Source organism: Shewanella saliphila (assembly GCF_014648295.1).
Lineage (GTDB): Bacteria > Pseudomonadota > Gammaproteobacteria > Enterobacterales > Shewanellaceae > Shewanella > Shewanella saliphila.
Map to the genome: position 1 here is coordinate 1 of NZ_BMQV01000017.1, position 14,903 is coordinate 14,903.

The window sequence follows — 14,903 nt, forward strand, 5'->3', positions numbered from 1 at the left end:
AGCTATCGCATCGGCATCAATATAATCATTTTTATTTGTTTTAACGTAAGGTTTAACATATTGGGGAGGGATGAGTTTAACCTCATGACCGAGTGATTGGCATTTTCTTGCCAACCAGTGGGAGCCTCCGCATGACTCCATTGCAATTGTCGTTTTAGGTGTTTGCGACAGAAATTGAATGAGCTTTGGACGACTTAAATGCTTACGTAATTGTTCACGACCTGTGTGATCGTGCCCAATAAGATGAAAAGAAGATTTGCCTAAATCGATCCCAATTACTTTAATAGTAGTCATGATGGTTCGCCTCTTTGATTAGCCTACCCTAAGTTTAGTTTAGCTTAGGGGTGAGGCGGACCATCTAATTAAGACCTCATGTGAGGTCTTTTTGTTCATTGCGATGCAATAATTACCCGTGATTGAACTATTCAACGTCCAGCAATGGCCACAACACAATGCAGTCTTCTAGGTATTTTACTTTCATCTCGTTAACCGTTTTACCTTGCACAGAAATACCCGCAGCATGCATCGCCTCTTTACTGCCGGTTAACAGTGGATGCCAGCTAGGTAAACCTTTACCTAAATGTAGACGACGATAAGCACAGCTATTAGGTAACCAGGTTAATTCGCTGATATTATCTGGTGTAATTGCGGTACATTCTGGTACATATTTAAAACGCTCAATGTAGCGTCGACAGCCGCAGCTCTCACTGTCTAATAAGTGGCAGGCTGCATTGGTGTAATAAAGCTCGTCGGTTTCGTCATCGATTATTTTATTTAAACAACATTTTCCGCAGCCATCACAAAGTGATTCCCATTGTACAGGTGTCATTTTTTCAAGCGGAGTGGTTGTCCAAAACTGTGTCATCATTGTCTATCTAACTGGCTATTGATTTAAATTTGCCGTTATTTTACACCTAAAACCCTTGTGGTTACTGCTTAATTTTTTCTGAAAGATAGGTTAACGCTAAAGTGTCATGAAATGACGCAGTAAATTGATCTAATAGCCTAAAGTTTTCATACACCAAATAAAAACGTCCTTGAGGGCCATCGGGGGCAATAAGTGATGCGTTAATGTCATCTCGTTGCGGTAGGTTATTGCCATTATAGCGCCTGAACCCGTATGCCTGCCATTGCGAAAAGGTATGCGTGCTGGCAAGCCCTAACAAGTTTGGATCTAACATCATTGTTGCTTTAACTTGCCTGCCCCAGGTTGCATCAAACTGCCACCCTTGTTGATTAAGCATATTTGCAGCACTTGCAAAGGCATCTTCTGCGCTGTTCCAAATATCAAACCGGCCATCTTTATCGCCATCTACAAGGTAAATCAGCAGTTGAGATGGCATCATTTGCATTTGCCCCATGGCCCCTGTCGATGAGCTTTTGAGTGCATTTACTTCAAACTTCTTTTGTTCTATGAGCTTAAGTGCAGCAATAAACTCATTAACATAAAAGAGCTGATTTTCACCATTAAAGGCTAATGACGCCAATACCGATAAAGCAGGAAACCGACCCGGACGCTCGCCAAAGCGCGAGTTTATTCCCCACAATGCAATAATAAACCGTGGTTGCACTTGGTATTGTTGGCTCAGGTTGTTAAGTAAGGTTTCATGCTGCTGAAGCATGGCCCTGGCGGTACTGACGCTGATTTCAGGTACCATTTGCGGTATGTAGGTTTCAAGGGTGTGTTGTGAATCGTTATCGATATTGGCTTTTTTAAATATTTTGATGTCGCCAATTAATCGCTCGGCTAACAGAGGCGATACACCGGCACTGATGGCTTGCTGTTGTAGAGAAAGTAAATAATCTTCAAATTGGTGATGGCTATTGTTAGCAACCACCAAATGAGAAGTGAAGAAGTAAATAATTGCGCTTAAAATGATTTTTAGAATCATATGAGTCCTGTTTACTCCTCAAGAGATTCTGTTTATTGTTTAAAACCTATCTCTTGTTTATGTTGATCTAGCAAATTAACGATTGGTGGCGGTATTTGTAAATAAAAGCCCTTTTCTTCTAACGCGCTTTTAACTTTGTCTATGTCAGCAATACCAAGATGATCACGCTTAGATAACGGGAAAACCATTACTAACATCGGTGTGCCAAACATTTCCATTAACGGCTCTGGAACATCATCAAAAACATCACGTTTTTTGACAAAAAGGTATGTATCGGCTTTTCTACTACTTTTATATACTGCACAGATCATTTTAGTGTAAATTTCCAAAGGTTCAAACTTGATAGTCAACTAAGCACACTATAACATGGTGACTCAAGAAAATAATTGTAAATCAGCCTCTAGCTGATGTTTTGGAGAACAATGCCGGGATGGCTAAACAAAATCTCGAATTAAAAGCCACGTCTTTTACATTATCAGTACTGCATATTAATCATCACGATCTTGACCTAATCGCAGCTGAATTAGATAACAAACTGGCTCAAGCGCCTCAATTTTTTCTGGGTGCACCTCTGGTCTTAAACCTGTCTGCCATCCAGCATACTCAAATTGATTTTTACGCCCTCAAGCAATTATTAACTGACCGAAATTTAATTATTGTTGGCATAACCGATGCCAGCAAGGAACAAATAGAACAAGCCAAAGAGATGGCGATTGCGGTGGTAAAGTCTGGCAAACAAGCGCCCAAAGCTGAGTTACCCAAACGCGCCACTAAAATTGTTAAGCAAAATGTGCGTTCTGGCCAACAAATATACGCACAAAATGCTGATTTAATCATTTTTGGTGCAGTTGGTAATGGCGCTGAAGTCATTGCTGATGGTAGCATTCATATCTATGGAGCCTTGCGTGGCAAAGCCATGGCAGGTGCTGCGGGTGATAATCAAAGTGTGATTATTGCAAACTCGCTAGAAGCAGAATTAGTGTCGATTGCAGGACAGTATTGGTTAACAGAACATTTACAACAATACGCTCTCAATCAAAGAGGTTGTGTCCGCCTTGATGGCGAGTCTCTCACTGTAGAATCATTGCCCCAATAATTGGCAAATAAAAGGATATAAAACAAAATGGCGCAAATTATTGTTGTCACATCAGGTAAAGGCGGTGTGGGGAAAACAACATCCAGTGCTGCAATTGCCACTGGATTAGCCTTAAAAGGCAAAAAAACCGTCGTTATCGACTTTGACATTGGCTTGCGTAACCTTGATTTAATTATGGGTTGCGAACGTCGTGTAGTATATGACTTTGTTAACGTCATTAATGGCGAAGCCAATTTAAATCAGGCATTAATTAAAGATAAACGCTGTGATAAATTGTTTATCTTACCCGCCTCGCAAACGCGCGACAAAGACGCCTTAACCAAAGAAGGTGTTGGCCGTGTATTAGACGATTTAGCCAAAGATTTTGACTACATTGTGTGTGACTCACCTGCTGGGATTGAACAAGGCGCAATGATGGCGCTGTATTTTGCCGATATAGCCATTGTGACCACTAACCCAGAAGTCAGCTCTGTGCGCGATTCAGACCGTATTCTAGGGATGTTACAAAGCCGTTCTCGCCGTGCAGAACAATCACTTGAGCCGATTAAAGAATATTTACTGCTGACGCGTTATTCTCCTGCTAGAGTAAAAACAGGCGAGATGCTTGGCGTTGAAGATGTGAAAGAAATTTTAGCGATTGAACTGCTTGGGGTTATTCCTGAGTCACAATCAGTACTTAAAGCATCAAACTCTGGTGTGCCGGTTATTATTGATCAAGAGAGCGATGCCGGTTTAGCCTACAGTGATACTGTCGCGCGTTTATTGGGCGAAGATGTACCGGTTCGATTTATAACAGAAGAAAAAAAGGGATTCCTTAAAAGGATATTTGGTAGCTAACTATGTCGATACTTGATTATTTCAGAAGCAATAAAAAAACCAATACCGCATCGTTGGCGAAGGAAAGGTTGCAAATTATTGTGGCTCATCAGCGTGGAGAGCGCGGTGCCCCCGATTACTTCCCAAAGATGAAACAAGAAATCATTGAAGTGATCCGTAAATATGTGCAGATATCAGATGACCAGGTGTCTGTGCAACTCGACCAAAACGATGATAATTTATCGGTATTAGAACTTAACGTCACGCTGCCCGAGTCTAAGTAACTTAAGCAGCCAATAAGTCACCTAATTGTTGGGTCATTAATACCTCAAAATTCGTTTGATAAAAAAGGATACTGGCATAATGCGAGTATCCTTTTTTTATTGGTATTAGGGCCTAACCAAAGCGCACATCTGCCAGTAAATCTTTTACCAATTCACCGCGCCAACCACTTAACAATAATGGCGTTGCAGTTTGCTTGTTATGATAAAGCCAAAGTAAATATTCATGTATATGACGTTTTGCCCCCACAAACTCAAGTGATACGGCCTCACGCTCGCATAATTCGGTTAAACGATTTTTAACGTCCTTAAAGGCCGACTTGTATCCTGATTTAAGCGCAACAATATCAACCACCTCAGGTAAGTGAGTTAAGTCGGCGGTTGCCATTACACTCAATAACTCTTTGCCATGAATCCGTTTTTCTTGCTCAGTTAAATCGGTTAAACGGTTTAACTCAGTTAGGGTGGTCGGCTGTTTTTTCGCTAACGCAATTAATGCATGATCTTTTACCACAAAACCCAACGCTAAATTGCGATTAACGGCTTTATTTAAACGCCACTTTGCTAACACTTTTAAGTAGGCTAATTGCTGGCTATTTAATTGAAAAGCATTTTTCACTTTCAGATAAATTGTGTCGCCGTCAGGTAATGACATCCGTCCTTCGGTCATGCGCTGCCCTTCTTCAAAAAGCCAGGCTTCACGCTGGCTTTCAGCGAGCTTTTGTTGAAGTTGCGGATAGAGCTTATATAAATAATACACATCGTTTGCAGCGTACTGCAGCTGCGCCTCAGTCAATGGGCGTTTCATCCAATCAGTACGAGATTCGCCTTTATCAATTTCAACTTGCAAGCAAGCGTCAACGAGCTTGGCATAACCTAAACCGTGGCCTAATCCTGCAAGACTGGCTGCAATTTGGCTGTCAAATAGCGGGCTTGGCTGACACTCACCATAATGGGCAAACACTTCAAGGTCTTCGCTGCATGAATGTACTAACTTCACAATCTGTTGGTTGGTGAGTAATTGCCAAAAGGGACTGAGATCGGTAATTGCAACAGGGTCGATTAACGCTAAGGTTTTACCATCATAAGCTTGGATAAGCCCTAATTTGGCATAGTAGGTTCGAGTGCGGACAAATTCAGTATCAAGTACCAATAAGGTGCTCTGTTGGTACTGCTCAACTAATGATAAAAGGCTGGCATCATCACAGATATATTCAAACGTTAACAAAATAAGCTCCGCTAAAAATACAAATGGGGAAAAACACCAATAAAAAAGCCGGCTCAATTGCCGGCTATCATTTTATGCTTTGTTAACTTCATCTCGAAGTTGTCGGCGTAAAATTTTACCCACATTCGTTTTTGGTAATTCGTCCCTAAATTCTACCAGCTTAGGTACTTTATATCCCGTTAAATGATGCCGGCAATGCTTAATTAGATCTTCTTCGGTCAAAGATTTATCATTGGCAACCACAAACACTTTGACTAATTCTCCACTTGCTTCATGAGGTACGCCTACAGCGGCCACTTCAATCACCTTAGGATGCAACGCAACGACCTCTTCAACTTCATTCGGGAATACGTTAAAGCCAGACACTAAAATCATGTCTTTTTTACGGTCAACAATAAAGAAAAAGCCCTTTTCGTCCATGTAACCGATATCACCTGTTGCGAGCCAGCCGTCTTTGTCGATAACTTTTGATGTTTCTTCAGGACGTTGCCAATAGCCTTGCATAATTTGTGGGCCTTTTGCGAATAACTCGCCTGTTTCGCCTTGGGCTAATACATTACCATCATCATCACGTACTTGAATGAAGGTTGACGGAGCAGGGAAACCAATCGAGCCATTATAACCGTCTAAATTATAAGGGCAGCAAGTCACAAGCGGTGATGCCTCAGTTAAACCATAACCTTCGAGTAAGCGGGTTTGAGTAATTTTTTGCCACTTGTCAGCCACTGCACGCTGTACGGCCATACCGCCACCAATTGAAAACTTTAACCGTGAAAAGTCTAACTGGGTAAACTCTTCATTGTTCACTAAGGCATTAAATAGCGTGTTCACCCCAGTTAAGGCAGTAAATGGGTATTTTTTCAGCTCGCTGACAAACGCGGGAATATCACGTGGGTTGGTGATTAACAGGTTTTTGCTGCCTTTGTGTAAAAACAGTAAGCAGTTCACTGTTAACGCAAAAATATGATAAAGCGGCAATGCGGTAACCACAAATTCAACACCGTCATTTAATGCCGGTGAATAGGCGCCATTGGCTTGCAACACATTGCTGACCACATTTTTATGGCTGAGCATCGCCCCTTTTGACACACCGGTGGTACCGCCGGTGTACTGTAAAAATGCTAAATCATCACCATTGATGTCTGCTTTAATGTATTGCAAACGGCGACCTTTGCTTAACGATTCTCGAAACGATAAGGCATGTGGCAAATGGTATTTAGGTACCAACCTTTTGATGTACTTAACGACAAAATTAACCAGGGTACGTTTAGGCGCACTGAGCTGATCGCCTAAGCTGGTAATGATGACCGATTCTACTGGGGTTTGATCAACCACTTCTTCTAAGGTGTTAGCAAAGTTTGATACCACAACAATGGCTTTTGCGCCCGAGTCGATTAATTGATGCTTTAGCTCACGGGGGGTATAAAGTGGATTAACATTCACCACCACCATTCCAGCGCGTAAAATGCCAAATAATGCAATTGGGTATTGCAGCAAATTGGGCATCATAATGGCAACACGATCACCTTTATTTAAGTGCAAATCATTTTGTAAGTAGGCCGCAAATGCGCGACTGCGCTCTTCAAGTTTGCGATAAGTCATCGTCGCACCCATGTTGATAAATGCAGCTTGATCGGCATACTTTGCCACTGAATCTTCAAACATGTGTACTAAAGAACTATATTGAGATGGGTCGATTTCGGCCGGAACTTGTTCAGGCAGGTGATTAATCCAAGGCTGGTCCACAGGTGTCTCCTAATAAATCCCACTGTGCTAAGACGTGCATTCCCCGTCAGTGGTAAAATTTTTAGCGACTGCGTATCATTAATATTGTTATCGCAGGCTTTTATGTTACTTATAATGAAAAATGCTAATGACAAACTGCCGTGACAAAAATCATACAAGCGTTTTAATTTTTGACCATAATCACATAAATGAAATCAAAATAACAGCGATTTCAGTAGCCATAAGCACTAATTTAGAACAAAAGCTCCAATCGTTTCTGCGACCTGGTTAGCATTCCCCATATGTAGGTGATGATCGCCAGCTAATGTTACCATTTTAATGTCGCTAAACCAGGTATTTGCATGTTGTTCTGTCAGGGTAAGCTGTTTATAGCCATCTTGGGCAGCGATAAATAACGTTGGGGTATTACTGATGGTCATTAATCCATCAACCTGTTCAAAAGTAAAACGATTTAATGAATCTAACTTTAATCTAGGATCACTTCGCCAGGCACATTTTCCATCAACGAGTTGCATATTTCGCGCAGTAATCATCTCGCACCAAGGCAGTGCCAGCCCAGTTAATTGATGGCGGGCCTGAATGGCAACATCCGTCGAAGAATACGTAGGAGTGGGCCGAGATAATTGCTGATTAAAACGTTGCTGTTGCTGTAACCCCTTATGTAGCCTAGTTTTAGCATTAATAGCAGACTCAAATAATGGCGCTAGGGCTTCAATTAAAATCAACTTTTCAATATTGTCTCCCATGCACGCATTATAAGCCGATGCCACAATGCCCCCTAACGAATGACCTATCACATTGATGGGTTGTTTTTCTTGGCTAAGCGATTGAATAACAGCATGTAAGTCATAAATGTAATCAATCCAGTGCAGCGGATAATGCCCTGGACGGTGGTCTGATAAACCATGCCCAGGCCAATCAATGCAGATTAATTGATATTGATTAAGTAGTCCCTGCTGCTCAAAAGCTTGTGCCAAAGGAATAAAACTGTCTACGTTGTCTAACCAACCATGCAATGCCAACAGAATCGGCTTATCTTTTTGGCCATAACGCTTTGCTGCAAGGGTAATATGCGCCAAAGGTAATTGAAATTCAGTTGAATTCAGAGTCAGCATACTTGGCTCACCTTTATGTGTAAAACGACATTGGATGGAGTAAAGAGTTGGAACAGAGACAGCGCATTTACAGGCATAGACCCTAGGGGCTGTTGATCTTTCAAGGTTGTTTTTGCAGCGAATTGTTGGCCATTACTCGCATTTACAACTGCGCGGCAGAGACTTTGAGGTGTAGTTATTCTACATAAAAAAGTCGATAACTCAGTAAAAATGGCCAACAAACGCTGCCCGAAGGATTCGGCTAAAAACGTTTTACTCTTTGTTGAAAGGATTTTGCTTAGATGACTAGGCATCAATCCATTCGCCTCGATTAAAAGGTTTTTAACTCGAATAAAATTCAACCAGCAAAAATCAACAGCCCCTAATAAATGATCAATGAGGAAATCATTTAAATAAAAGGGATAACCCACTTCATAAACACAGTGTGTTATCCCTTAGCCGCTTATTTAGCCGCTGTTTTGGTGAATTTCAGTGTCATACGATCACTTTCACCAATGTCGATGTATTTTTGTTTATCTTGATCGCCCATGGCTAAACGTGGAGGAAGAGTCCACACGCCTTTTGGATAATCTTTGCTGTCTTTTGGATTGGCGTTAACTTCTGAGCTAGCGGTTAACTCAAAACCATACTTTTTAGCCAATTCGACCATTTGGTTTTCATCCATATAGCCGCTTTCAGCTGCCATACCAACATTAGCACGGTGCTCAACAACGCCAAATGAGCCACCCACTTTTAATACATCATGGGCTGCTTTAAACACACCTTCTAACTCGCCTTTCATTGCCCAGTTATGCAAATTACGGAATGTCAGCACGTGATCAGCTGAGTTATCTTTACCTAATGAAAATTTAGCCGGAGGATCTAACGTCACAAATTGCACATTACCGACACTGGCCTTGTTGTCACTCACCCACTTTTCAAAACGCAAACCCGCTGATTTAAAATAAGCAGTTTGCTTGGTGTCTGCAGCCGGTTTTGTTTCAAAATTTGCCGCTACGTACTGGCCTTTTTCGGCTAAATATGGCGCTAAAATTTCAGCATACCAACCACCGCCTGGCCAAAGTTCAATCACGGTTTGCTCTGGCTTAATATCAAAAAACGCTAAGGTTTCTGCTGGATGACGATATTTATCACGCAGCTTATTTTCTGCTGTACGGAACTCACTTGCCACAGCTTTAGCTAACGCGGCATTCACTTGAGGAGCCATCACTTGTTCAGCGGGCACTGCATCTGCAGCAAGTACATTTGCTGTTAACCCTAGGCTCGACAACCCCATTAAGGCACCTAACATCATGTTACGTTTCATTTACTTACTCCCTTGTTGTAATCGACTTTCTGCCAACATAGCCACAGCATTAACCCGCTGAATAATAGCCACGTCATGACCCATATCCATGCAGGTATCCAAGTCAATTGCGCTAGCATGACCGCATCGCCCTGGCCGCTTAAGCCTAATAACACCATTGGACTCGCCATGGCATTCAAAATTATCATGATCCCTAATATACGCAGTAAGGTGTTTAACACACTACTGTTTTTTAATTTAAGTGGTAACAAAAAAAGTATTGTTAGTACCAACAAAATAGCGATGGTAAGAATATCGCGGGCCCAAAACACTAATGATGCTGCGACAGTTAACCCGAGTAATCCGAGTGTAAAGCGAATACTGCTTCTTTTCGTCGCTAATAAAAAAATAACATAACCCCATAATGCCGCACCGAAATAGCCCGCATAAGCAATGACCATACTTATCCCACCTTGGCTGAAGCATAAACCGGCACCATTAGGAAATAACTGAATATGACTTACTATGCCACCGGTTAACAAGGCGGCAATACCATGTGATAACTCGTGAAAGTAGCTTTCGAGCCATTTGAAAGGGATAGAAATAAAAGGCAAACGTGTCAGTAAAAAGGCCACCAGCAGTTCAAGCATAAAACGACCGCGACTAGGTGTTGCCGATACCACACTAGGCATATAAGTCGATACCAACCATTTGTTGAATTTCGTCACGCTTAGCTGAGTGTTGTGTAGACAAATATTGGGCTATCGCGCCGCGTTGGCTCGTGGTGTCACGATCATATTCAACGCGAGCTTGTTGCTTTGCTGATAAAGTGACATCATCAACGATTGCAAGTTTTTGACTGTCATTGTTTTGCTGATCAGCATCTGTAGGAATAGGGTTAACAACAATAGGGTCACGGGCTGGCGCAATAGGACGATTTCCGGCAACAGCTTGACTCAGGCTCACTGGGCCTGATTGATTATGTGCTGTTGATAGTGCTGGATTAATCGTCATTTACGATTCAGTTACCTTATACTGTGATTAACACGTCTATGTAAATAATATGTCAAAATATCGCCAATGGCTATTCTCGACCGGGAAGTTTTTTCCAAGTGACGGTATCACGCAAATAAACCGGTGCAAGTTCATCAACGCTGGTATGCAAGCCTTGTTGTTGACCTTGCTGAGCCAAAACAAGCATATACTTGGCATCGGGATAACGGGCTTCGGTACAGGGCATCGTTTGAGGCGTCAGTGTTAACAGTTGTGGGTATGCATCAAATCCGGTACCACAAGCATGAATATCTTGGCGTGGGTCAAGTAATAATGCAATCGATTCAGGCGCACTCACATGCTCCTCACCCACTAATATGGCCATGCCATCTTGAGCAATATATTGTCCCCAATACACTTCATTCATGCGCGCATCAATACAGCAAAGCACTTGAGTTGCGCCGGCTTCAGTAATGGCAGCTTGTGCCATTGCCGCAAGTGTAGAAATACCAATCACTGGTAAATCAAGACCTAGTGCTAAACCTTGAGTCATACTGGTGCAAATGCGTATTCCAGTAAAACTGCCAGGACCACGGCCATACGCAATTAAATCCACATCGGCTAACGTCACTTGAGCTTGCGCTAATACGTCATCAACCATAGGTAATAAACGCTGGCTGTGCTCACGTGGGGCATCAGCAATCTGGGCAAACACCTTGCCATTGACAGTAAGTGCAGCAGAACAGGTTTCGGTGCAGGTATCAAGCGCAAGGATGGTTAACAGCTGTGACATTATAAAAAAGTACCCAGTAAAAAAGCATCAAATAAGCCGAGTATGATAACTGATGCGCCGCGTTTTAAAAAGCTTAAGGGATGTGTTTTAAAAACTGCAGCGCTTTGTCTAAATCACGTGTGCGCTGCATTGGCGGCAATGAATTAATAAAAGCTTGCCCATAAGCGCGATTGACAATGCGGTTGTCGCATAAAATCAACACGCCACGATCTTTCTCATCACGAATAAGCCGACCAACACCTTGCTTTAAACTAATCACCGCCTGGGGTAACGATATCTGCCTAAAAGGGTCTAACCCTTGGCGCTCAGCATTGGCTGCACGGGCTTTATAAAGCGCATCATCAGGCGACACAAACGGTAACTTATCGATGATGACACAACTGAGTAATTTACCGCGCACATCGACTCCTTCCCAAAAACTACTGGTGCCGAGCAGCACCGCATTGCCAAGTTGCCTAAATTTATTTAATAAGCTTTGTTTACTCGCCTGTCCCTGTACCAATAACGGATAAGTTGTACGCCCTTGCAATGACGAGGCAACTTGCTCAAGCATTTGATGGCTGGTGAACAATATAAATGTTCTTCCCTGCGCGGCATTAATGGCTTGAATACACACATCAACCAATTGTTTCACCGTATGTTGCGATTGCCCTACCTTGCCTAAATGTCTCGGTACACAAAACATCGCTTGATTGGGGTAATCAAACGGACTGTCTAAAATGATCTGTTTAGCTGATGTTAAGCCTAACTCGGTGGCAAAGTGACCTAAGCTGCGGTTGACCTGTAATGTGGCCGAGGTAAAAATCCAGCGGGTGTTAGCATCAAATAATTGCTGGCATTGCTTAGCCACATTAATTGGGCTTAATCTTAGCATGACAAACCTTGCACCTAATTCAACGCTGTAGGCCGCTTGCATGTCTTTACATTCAAAATAATCTTGTAGTTTTTCAGCGAGCTCATGGAGTTGCTCAAACGCTAAATCAAGCTGATCATCACGGCCAAGATGATGGGTCATGAGTTTTGCTAAATCAGCTAATGCTTGTTGCAAAGTCCACGAGACTGTAGCTAACTGTTTGTTAGCCAATACTTTACGCCAGTCAGACACTTGATTGTCGTACATGGCGTTGTGCCAATCACTTAGTGCCTGCAAACCTCGTTGGGCTAATTGCTCTATTTGAATACTGTCGCGGATCACTTCTCGATGAAGTTTGATAATCCCATTGAGTAAGGTATCGATTTCACGGCTGGATATATGGCTGCCAAAGTAATTAATGCAAATGTCTGGCACTAAATGGGCTTCATCAAAAATCACCACGTCGGGGTCGGGCAACAACTCTGCAAACCCAGTGTCTTTGAGTAATCGGTCAGCAAAAAACAAATGATGATTCACCACCACCACTTTAGCGTCCATAGCCCGCACCCGCGCTTTACGAGTAAAACACACATCGTAATGTTCGCACTTTTTACCGGTGCAGGTTTCTTTGGTGCTTACCACACTGGGTAACACCTCTGAATGTTCGGCAACCGAGGTTAAATTACCAATATCACCGTCTTTACTTAAATTCGCCCATTGATTAATTTTAAGTAAATCGTCGATGTAATAGTCACTAAAATGAGCGGCATTTTGCATTTGTTTTTCAAGACGTAACTGGCATAAATAGTTATTACGCCCTTTAAGTAATGCGATGGGGACGTGCATGTCTAACATGGTTAACAACGCAGGTAAGTCTTTTAAAAACAGCTGCTCTTGTAAGTTTTTACTGCCAGTACTGACCACCACTTGTTTGCCGCTGAGAATCGCTGGGATTAAATACGCAAACGTTTTGCCGACACCGGTGCCGGCCTCAAGGATGACATTTTGTTTTTGGCTAATCGCCTCACTCACCGCCACCGCCATGTCAGTTTGACTTTGACGATGATGATAGCTGTGCACATTTTTAGCCAAGGCGCCTTGTTGGCTAAATTGGTGAATCACGGTTTGAGTAAGTCTTGAGCTCAAAATGCCCTCAAATGGTCGACAAATACTGGCTGAAATTGTTAAGTATTATGCTGATAACACGCTTATGTTCCAACTATTAATCGCAACAGAACTACACAATAGATTTTTTGAGCTGGTGTATGCCACAAAACCACGTAAGCTTAACTAAAAAATGCACGAGTTATCCGATGAAATCATTACTAGTATTATTCATACTGTTAACCCCGTTTAGCGCCTTGGCCAAACAATGCGATAACCTCGATCAGTTAACTGGCTTATTGGGCAAATGGCAAAGTGTACAAGCACACAGCACATTACAAGAACAGTGGCATCAAGTTAGTGACAACACCTTCGAAGGCAGTGGTGAAACTTACACCGACCAATGGCAACATAATGAGTCGCTGCGTTTAGTAAACATGCCCGAAGGGATTTATTATCTCGCGAAAGTAACGCATAACCCATTGCCTGTGGCCTTTAAACTAACCCATTGTAAAGATGCCTTAGCCGTGTTTGAAAATCATGACCATGATTTTCCTAATAAAATTGAATATCATTTTATCGACAGTCAACACATCCGCGTTACCGTAAGCGGTCAAGATAACCAAGGCTTTGAGATCAAGTTTACTCGGGTCAACGAAACCCATAACAAGGATGAATAATGCAGCGCAGACAATTTATAACATTGGGGTTAATCGGAGCAGCAGCGGGAATCACCGGAGCAAGCGCATTATGGCTAAGCCAAGGCAACGACCCACGTCTGCTTAACCTTAATAGCTTAAAAGCCAAACTTAATGTAATGCTCGCCCTTCCTTCAGAGCAACTGGCAAGCTTAAGCACAGGTGACTGGAATAGCGCCCAGGTGTTTAGCCATTGTGCACAAAGTGTCGAATTTTCAATGAGCGGATTTCCGCAACATAAATCAGCGGTATTTAAGCACTCTGTAGGCGCACTTGCCTTTGCTGCGTTTGCCACTAAAGGTGCAATGACTCATAACCTTAGCGAAGCGATACCAGCCGCTCCTGCACTTGACCCTAATGTTGATGTAAAACAAGCTCTGACGAGGTTGTTAAACTCTGTGACAGACTTTGAGCAGTACCAAGGGCCATTGGCACCCCATTTTGCTTACGGAGAATTAAATAAAGCAGATTATGAACTTGCCCATGTTTTACATTTTTACAATCACCTAGACACGTTTAGCGCGTTTAGCTAGATCAGCGTCATCATTAATGCAACTTATCGTTAATGATGGCTGCTTTTAAACGTAATGCCCAGTTACCGTTATGCTGTTGTTGGCAAGCGGTTTCAGAATCAAAACTGACCTGTTTATCTAAATTGTTAAGTTCAATGCCACCGTCTGCCAGGCAGCGTTTAATTTGAGCGAGTAACGCAGTTTTATGGCCTTGATGATTAAATTGCCTTAACTGCTGCTCAGTATCAAACACACATACAATGCGTAAACTTTTAGGAAACGCGTTATAATCTACGGTATGAGTGATCCACTCAAAACCAGAATAAAGCTCAAGAGCATTTTCACACACATCGGTTAACGCCAACCTCAATTGATTATCTATTTTTTTATCGCTTTTACGCATGATACTGCTCTCTAATGTTCTATGATTCTACCTATACAAGGTTCTATTCAGCTTTTAATATCCGTGCCACAATGGCGCTAAGTGTCAC

Annotated in this window: 18 protein-coding genes; 5 read left to right on the forward strand and 13 right to left on the reverse strand. The window is 42.3% G+C overall.

What is annotated here, in order from left to right; translation table 11 throughout:
* From IEY48_RS09795 to IEY48_RS09810, 4 genes are all read right to left on the reverse strand, one after another.
* Positions 1 to 294, reverse strand: a 294-nt coding sequence (locus tag IEY48_RS09795; RefSeq protein WP_188919731.1) for an IS110 family transposase, incomplete at its 3' end; no start/stop codon positions are given.
* Positions 295 to 421: 127 nt separating this feature from the next.
* Positions 422 to 868, reverse strand: a complete 447-nt coding sequence (locus tag IEY48_RS09800) for a YcgN family cysteine cluster protein (protein ID WP_188919734.1) — start codon at positions 866 to 868, stop codon at positions 422 to 424.
* A gap of 61 nt (positions 869 to 929) precedes the next feature.
* Positions 930 to 1,892, reverse strand: coding sequence for a lytic murein transglycosylase (locus tag IEY48_RS09805; RefSeq protein WP_188919737.1), 963 nt, complete (start codon positions 1,890 to 1,892; stop codon positions 930 to 932).
* Positions 1,893 to 1,924: 32 nt separating this feature from the next.
* On the reverse strand, positions 1,925 to 2,203 hold the full coding sequence (locus tag IEY48_RS09810; protein WP_188919881.1) for a YcgL domain-containing protein: 279 nt from the start codon (positions 2,201 to 2,203) through the stop codon (positions 1,925 to 1,927).
* Between the two features lie 119 nt (positions 2,204 to 2,322).
* On the opposite strand from IEY48_RS09810, the gene minC reads away from it, so the two are divergent.
* The 3 genes from minC to minE are packed head-to-tail and all read left to right on the forward strand — an operon-like array spanning position 2,323 to position 4,088.
* The gene (gene minC / locus IEY48_RS09815; protein WP_188919739.1) at positions 2,323 to 2,988 is read left to right on the forward strand and encodes a septum site-determining protein MinC; all 666 of its coding nucleotides are present in this window, start codon (positions 2,323 to 2,325) and stop codon (positions 2,986 to 2,988) included.
* Positions 2,989 to 3,015: 27 nt separating this feature from the next.
* Positions 3,016 to 3,825: a septum site-determining protein MinD gene (gene minD, locus IEY48_RS09820; RefSeq protein WP_188919742.1), complete on the forward strand. Its 810-nt coding sequence runs from the start codon at positions 3,016 to 3,018 to the stop codon at positions 3,823 to 3,825.
* A 2-nt stretch (positions 3,826 to 3,827) separates the two neighbouring features.
* The gene (minE, locus tag IEY48_RS09825) at positions 3,828 to 4,088 is read left to right on the forward strand and encodes a cell division topological specificity factor MinE (RefSeq protein WP_188919744.1); all 261 of its coding nucleotides are present in this window, start codon (positions 3,828 to 3,830) and stop codon (positions 4,086 to 4,088) included.
* A gap of 112 nt (positions 4,089 to 4,200) precedes the next feature.
* Here minE and rnd read toward each other — a convergent pair whose 3' ends face one another.
* From rnd to yoaA, 8 genes are all read right to left on the reverse strand, one after another.
* On the reverse strand, positions 4,201 to 5,313 hold the full coding sequence (gene rnd, locus IEY48_RS09830; protein ID WP_188919746.1) for a ribonuclease D: 1,113 nt from the start codon (positions 5,311 to 5,313) through the stop codon (positions 4,201 to 4,203).
* Positions 5,314 to 5,385: 72 nt separating this feature from the next.
* A complete protein-coding gene (gene fadD, locus IEY48_RS09835) occupies positions 5,386 to 7,059 on the reverse strand; it encodes a long-chain-fatty-acid--CoA ligase FadD (RefSeq protein WP_188919749.1) in 1,674 nt (557 codons plus the stop codon).
* A gap of 227 nt (positions 7,060 to 7,286) precedes the next feature.
* Entirely contained in the window at positions 7,287 to 8,174 is an 888-nt protein-coding gene (locus IEY48_RS09840; protein WP_188919750.1) for an alpha/beta hydrolase, read from the reverse strand.
* Between the two features lie 442 nt (positions 8,175 to 8,616).
* Positions 8,617 to 9,381, reverse strand: coding sequence for a class I SAM-dependent methyltransferase (locus IEY48_RS09845; protein ID WP_229786391.1), 765 nt, complete (start codon positions 9,379 to 9,381; stop codon positions 8,617 to 8,619).
* Between the two features lie 95 nt (positions 9,382 to 9,476).
* Positions 9,477 to 10,151 carry a M50 family metallopeptidase gene (locus IEY48_RS09850; protein ID WP_188919753.1) on the reverse strand — a complete coding sequence of 225 codons (675 nt, stop codon included), beginning with the start codon at positions 10,149 to 10,151 and terminating at the stop codon, positions 9,477 to 9,479.
* Positions 10,144 to 10,473 carry a hypothetical protein gene (locus IEY48_RS09855; RefSeq protein WP_188919755.1) on the reverse strand — a complete coding sequence of 110 codons (330 nt, stop codon included), beginning with the start codon at positions 10,471 to 10,473 and terminating at the stop codon, positions 10,144 to 10,146. Before IEY48_RS09855 ends, IEY48_RS09850 begins: the two co-directional genes overlap by 8 nt.
* A 70-nt stretch (positions 10,474 to 10,543) precedes the next feature.
* A complete protein-coding gene (gene tsaB, locus IEY48_RS09860) occupies positions 10,544 to 11,245 on the reverse strand; it encodes a tRNA (adenosine(37)-N6)-threonylcarbamoyltransferase complex dimerization subunit type 1 TsaB (RefSeq protein WP_188919757.1) in 702 nt (233 codons plus the stop codon).
* A gap of 73 nt (positions 11,246 to 11,318) precedes the next feature.
* Positions 11,319 to 13,244: a DNA repair helicase YoaA gene (yoaA, locus tag IEY48_RS09865; protein WP_188919759.1), complete on the reverse strand. Its 1,926-nt coding sequence runs from the start codon at positions 13,242 to 13,244 to the stop codon at positions 11,319 to 11,321.
* 167 nt (positions 13,245 to 13,411) lie between these two features.
* Between yoaA and IEY48_RS09870 the strand changes: the two genes are divergently transcribed.
* Together IEY48_RS09870 and IEY48_RS09875 are read left to right on the forward strand one after the other, a co-directional pair.
* The gene (locus IEY48_RS09870) at positions 13,412 to 13,882 is read left to right on the forward strand and encodes a DUF6265 family protein (protein WP_188919761.1); all 471 of its coding nucleotides are present in this window, start codon (positions 13,412 to 13,414) and stop codon (positions 13,880 to 13,882) included.
* Positions 13,882 to 14,433: a DUF1569 domain-containing protein gene (locus IEY48_RS09875; protein WP_188919763.1), complete on the forward strand. Its 552-nt coding sequence runs from the start codon at positions 13,882 to 13,884 to the stop codon at positions 14,431 to 14,433. Before IEY48_RS09870 ends, IEY48_RS09875 begins: the two co-directional genes overlap by 1 nt.
* Positions 14,434 to 14,446: 13 nt before the next feature.
* On the opposite strand, the gene IEY48_RS09880 is transcribed toward IEY48_RS09875, so the two are convergent.
* On the reverse strand, positions 14,447 to 14,815 hold the full coding sequence (locus tag IEY48_RS09880) for a Fis family transcriptional regulator (protein WP_188919765.1): 369 nt from the start codon (positions 14,813 to 14,815) through the stop codon (positions 14,447 to 14,449).
* Between the last annotated feature and the right edge of the window lie 88 nt (positions 14,816 to 14,903).

Coding starts and splice junctions, on each gene's coding strand:
- tsaB (WP_188919757.1), bottom strand. CDS start 11,245: ATGTCACAGCTGTTAACCATCCTTGCGCTTGATACCTGCACCGAAACC.
- IEY48_RS09810 (WP_188919881.1), bottom strand. CDS start 2,203: ATGATCTGTGCAGTATATAAAAGTAGTAGAAAAGCCGATACATACCTT.
- IEY48_RS09850 (WP_188919753.1), bottom strand. CDS start 10,151: ATGCCTAGTGTGGTATCGGCAACACCTAGTCGCGGTCGTTTTATGCTT.
- IEY48_RS09805 (WP_188919737.1), bottom strand. CDS start 1,892: ATGATTCTAAAAATCATTTTAAGCGCAATTATTTACTTCTTCACTTCT.
- minC (WP_188919739.1), top strand. CDS start 2,323: ATGGCTAAACAAAATCTCGAATTAAAAGCCACGTCTTTTACATTATCA.
- IEY48_RS09880 (WP_188919765.1), bottom strand. CDS start 14,815: ATGCGTAAAAGCGATAAAAAAATAGATAATCAATTGAGGTTGGCGTTA.
- IEY48_RS09800 (WP_188919734.1), bottom strand. CDS start 868: ATGATGACACAGTTTTGGACAACCACTCCGCTTGAAAAAATGACACCT.
- IEY48_RS09875 (WP_188919763.1), top strand. CDS start 13,882: ATGCAGCGCAGACAATTTATAACATTGGGGTTAATCGGAGCAGCAGCG.
- minD (WP_188919742.1), top strand. CDS start 3,016: ATGGCGCAAATTATTGTTGTCACATCAGGTAAAGGCGGTGTGGGGAAA.
- IEY48_RS09840 (WP_188919750.1), bottom strand. CDS start 8,174: ATGCTGACTCTGAATTCAACTGAATTTCAATTACCTTTGGCGCATATT.
- IEY48_RS09845 (WP_229786391.1), bottom strand. CDS start 9,381: ATGGCTCCTCAAGTGAATGCCGCGTTAGCTAAAGCTGTGGCAAGTGAG.
- IEY48_RS09870 (WP_188919761.1), top strand. CDS start 13,412: ATGAAATCATTACTAGTATTATTCATACTGTTAACCCCGTTTAGCGCC.
- IEY48_RS09855 (WP_188919755.1), bottom strand. CDS start 10,473: ATGACGATTAATCCAGCACTATCAACAGCACATAATCAATCAGGCCCA.
- minE (WP_188919744.1), top strand. CDS start 3,828: ATGTCGATACTTGATTATTTCAGAAGCAATAAAAAAACCAATACCGCA.